The organism is Rhizobium freirei PRF 81 (assembly GCF_000359745.1).
GTDB classification, from domain to species: Bacteria; Pseudomonadota; Alphaproteobacteria; order Rhizobiales; family Rhizobiaceae; genus Rhizobium; species Rhizobium freirei.
Genome location: NZ_AQHN01000039.1, coordinates 1 through 4,338, shown reverse-complemented (window position 1 = coordinate 4,338; position 4,338 = coordinate 1). Strand labels below are relative to the sequence as shown.

Annotated in this window: 1 protein-coding gene; it reads left to right on the top strand. The window is 60.5% G+C overall.

Going from position 1 to position 4,338, the window contains the following annotated elements:
* Positions 1 to 4,338: VCBS domain-containing protein (locus RHSP_RS08530; protein WP_037150579.1), on the top strand; the 4,338-nt coding region annotated here is incomplete at both ends.

Genomic DNA, 4,338 nt, shown 5'->3' with positions numbered 1-4,338 from the left:
GTCACGCTCGCCGATCCGGACAATCCGCATATTACCGGTGTCACCAACAGCCATGGCGATGCGGCCACGGCCGATCCGGAGGGCGGCGTCTGGCAGATCCAGGGTTCCTACGGCACGCTGACGATCGATCCGGACGGCAAGTACAGCTACACGCTGACGACGGCGGGCGTGCATGCCGGCGGCGAGCAGGAAACCTTCAGCTATGCGGTGACGGATCAATATGGCAACACCACCACCTCGACGCTGAGCTTCACCATTGCCGACGATGCGCCGGTGGTCGGAGATGTGGATCTCGTCTCGATCAGCGAGCACGCCTTGGTGTCTGCCAATAGCGCGACGGTCTCCGGTTCGCTGGGGATCATCACCTTCGGCGCCGACGGTGCGGCAGCCAGCAACAGTGTTGCCTTCAGCAGCGCCACGCCGGTCGATGCCGGCGGCAATCCTGTTACCTTGACCTCGCATGGCCAGGCGGTTCAGTTCGTTACGGTTGGGGCGACGCTCTATGGCTATACGGGCGATGCTCCGGCCGCAGGCGTTGCGCCGGCCACGAACCAGCTGGTCTTCACGGTAGGTCTGGCGGCGCCCGACGGCACACATGCGACGGGCTCTTACGACTTCACGCTTTACAAGCCGCTGGACGATGGCAACAGCGCAAACAACCTGTCCGACATCAAGCTGACCTTCAGCTATACGGCGACGGATGGCGACGGCTCGCAGAAGGCGGGAAGCTTCACGGTCGATGTGATCGACGACGTGCCGACCCTGGTTGATCATGCCTCGGTGTCCGCGACCGTTGCGGAAGCAGCCATCAATGCTCCTATTGTGACGACGGCATCTTACGTAATCGATTTCAACACGGTGACACCTGAGAGTGCCAAACTGACGGTTACCGAAGGCAGTGTCAGCGGTAACCAGGTGGATTCGTCTGCGAAGGGTGGCGATATCGTGCTCGTGTCTAACACGGGGACGACGTTTGTCATCACGCAAATGGATATTGGTGTATTCGACAAGAAGGGCGCGTCGTCCAAGACTGTCACAATCATCGGCACCGATGCCCATGGCAATACGTATTCGGTAACGACTGTCGGCTCGACCTTCTTTGCGGCCGATACTCCGCTCGAAGGCAAGCAGCTGACGTCGATCAGGATCGAGCCGCACGACAACTCGCTGACGATCACCGCCGACAACATCCATCTCACCAACACCACGACGACGATACCTACCAATGCCCCTGCCGAGACGACGGTTGATCTGACTTCGCTCGTCCATGCCAGCGCCGATAGCCCGTTGACCTGGTCGACGAACGCGATCACGGCTGGAACGTCATCCGCCAGCCTGACCGGCGGCACCGGCTTGACCTATAACGGCGCGGCCATCACGCTTGCCAGCACCGATGGGCATACGATCACCGGCTCGGCCGGAGGCGTCACGGTCTTCACCTTGACCGTCGATCCTGCCAGCGGTCATGCCACATTCGACCTTTATCATCCGATCGACGGCGGCAAGACGCTGCCGCTCGACTTTTCGAAATATGTGACGGCGACGGATTTCGACGGCGATTCCGTAACCCTGGGCAGCGGCTCCGCAACCATCGTCGTTCAGTCGGCCACGGACAGCCTTCCGACAATCTCTTCGACGGGTCTGGTGTCAAGCGTCAGCGAAAGCGGCTTGCCGGGTGGTACGGGGACGGCCGGTGTCGCCAACGTCCATTCGGGCAGTATCGCAATCACTTCGGGCGATGCGCCTTCGACCGTGACAATCGATGGCCATGTTTTCAACGTCGGCACCGCTATCGCCATTGGCGATACCAATGCCACCATTCAAGGCGCCCACGGAACGCTGCATATCCTCAGCATCACCGCGACGGCGATCAACTACTCCTATACGCTGACCACCGCCACGAGTGGGACGGGCAACCATGATGCCTTCTCGGTTACCGTCAGCGATGCGCCGATTGACGGTGAAAGCCAGACTGCAACCCTGACCTTCAACATCACCGACGACAAGCCGATCGCAAGCACCGTTTCGCTCGGAACGATGTATGAGAACGACAGCAGCAAGACCTTCACGCTTTCTGCCGGAACCATCGCTTTCGGCGCCGACGGAGCGGCGCAGAGCGGTGCGATCCATGTCGACAGCGTCAGCGCCAATGGAGATCTCGCGGGTTCGGCGCTGAGCACGTCCATTGTCGCGATCGACGCCGGTCATGTGACCGTCACGCCGAATAGCGCGTTTGATGCCCTGGCGCTCGGCCATTCCTCGACGCTGTCGGTTGGCTATACCGTCACCGACGGCGACGGCAGCCAAACCAGCGGTACCTTCAGCGTTACCGTCAACGGCATCAATCATGCGCCGACGGCAGTGGATGGGAGTGTCTCCACCGGCGAACATACAGACTATTATTTCAAGCCTGCCGATTTCGCCTTCAGCGATAGCGTCGACGGCAACACGCTGAAATCCGTCACCATTACCAGCCTGCCCACCGATGGGACGCTTTATCTCGGCTCGACAGCCGTCACGGTCGGTCAGCAAATCGCCGCGAGCGCTCTGACAACGCTCCACTTCACCCCTTCGCCGGAGTTCGCCGGCGCGAACGATACCACGAACTTCGGCTTCAAGGTGCAGGATAACGGCGGCACGGCCAATGGCGGCGCCGATACGTCGACCGCCCATACGATGACAGTGACCGTGACGGCCGTCGACGACGGCAAGGCTACGGTCTCGATCGCCGATCAGACCGTGCACACAGGCAAAGCGGTCGTCGCAGGCGACACGCTGAACGCGGCCATCGCGACAAACGACCCGGATCACGGGCAGTCGGGTCTCACCTATGCATGGAGCTGGGCGGACGATCAGTCACATACGGTTCTCGGAACTGCATCGTTCTACACGGTGACGAGTGCCGATGTCGGGCATTCTCTGATCTTGACCGTGAGCTATACGGACGGTCAGGGCTTCAGCGATGTCGCGACGCAGACGACGTCCGCCGTCATCGCGCCGACCGTTTTCGCTCCGACGGTCGATACAACGCCGCTGTCGGAGGCCTATCTTGCGACCGGTTCCGATCCGCAATCTTCTAAGCTGACGGCCACGGGCGGTATTGCTCTCGGCACTTTCGACAATCCGCATATCACCAGCGTCACAGGTGCCGACAGCACGGCAGTCGCAGTCGATCAAACGGCCCCGGACAGCCAGACGACGATCCACGGCTCTTACGGCGATCTGGTAATCGATGCGAACGGCGCATATACCTATACGCTGACACATGCGGGCTTGAACGCATCGGGAGATACGGATCAGTTCACCTATACGGTGACCGATATGAACGGCCGGGCAAGTCAGGCGACTCTGACGTTCAGCATCGCTGACGACATGCCGAAGCTGACCGGTGCCGATATTTCCGCAACCGTCTCCGATGATGGCGTGGTGACGGCCGTCGATCATGCCGCAACAACTGCGGCAGACCTGACTTCGCTGGTAAATCCAGGTGCCGACAGCCCGTTGGCATGGTCGGCGAATACGGTCGCTGCCGGTACCTCTTCCGGTACTCTGACAGGCGGTACGGCGTTGACCTACAACGGCGCAGCCATCACGCTCGCCAGCACGGATGGGCATACGATCACTGGTTCCGCGAATGGCACCACGGTCTTCACGCTGACCGTCGATAATAGCGGCCACGCTACGTTCGTGCTGAACCAGACGTTCGACGGTACCAAGGACCAGACGCTCGACTTCTCGCAATATATCAAGGCAACGGACGCCGATGGCGACCCCGTAACCCTGGGTGCCGGCGCGTTCACCGTCAATGTCGACCACGTCAATCACGCGGCTGTGATCGGTGGCCCCGATACCGGCGTTGTCACAGAAGATCAGAATGTTGTCAGCGGCTATCTGCAGGCAAGCGGCACGTTGACGATCAGCGATGCTGATAGGGGTGAAAGCAATTTCCAGCCGACGACGATTGCGCCTGACGGCACACATCTGGGCACGCTGACAATCGATGCAGCTGGCAATTGGAGCTACAAGGTCGATGACAGCCTGTCGGCTGTACAGAGCCTGGGTGTGAACCAGAGCAAGACTGAGACGTTCACGGTTTCTTCGGTTGACGGAACGACCCATGACATCGTCGTGACGATCAACGGCACCAACGACACGCCGACGATCATGATCGCCAATGGCGACAGTGCAAACGGTCAAGTGACCGAAGCCGGCATTGGCGTTGCCGACGACAGCGCTCACAACACGACTTCGGGCCATCTGACCGGTGCGGATATCGATAGCCCGTCCTTGACGTGGTCGGTGGCTGCGGAAAGTGGCCAGACAGGCAACCCGGACGGA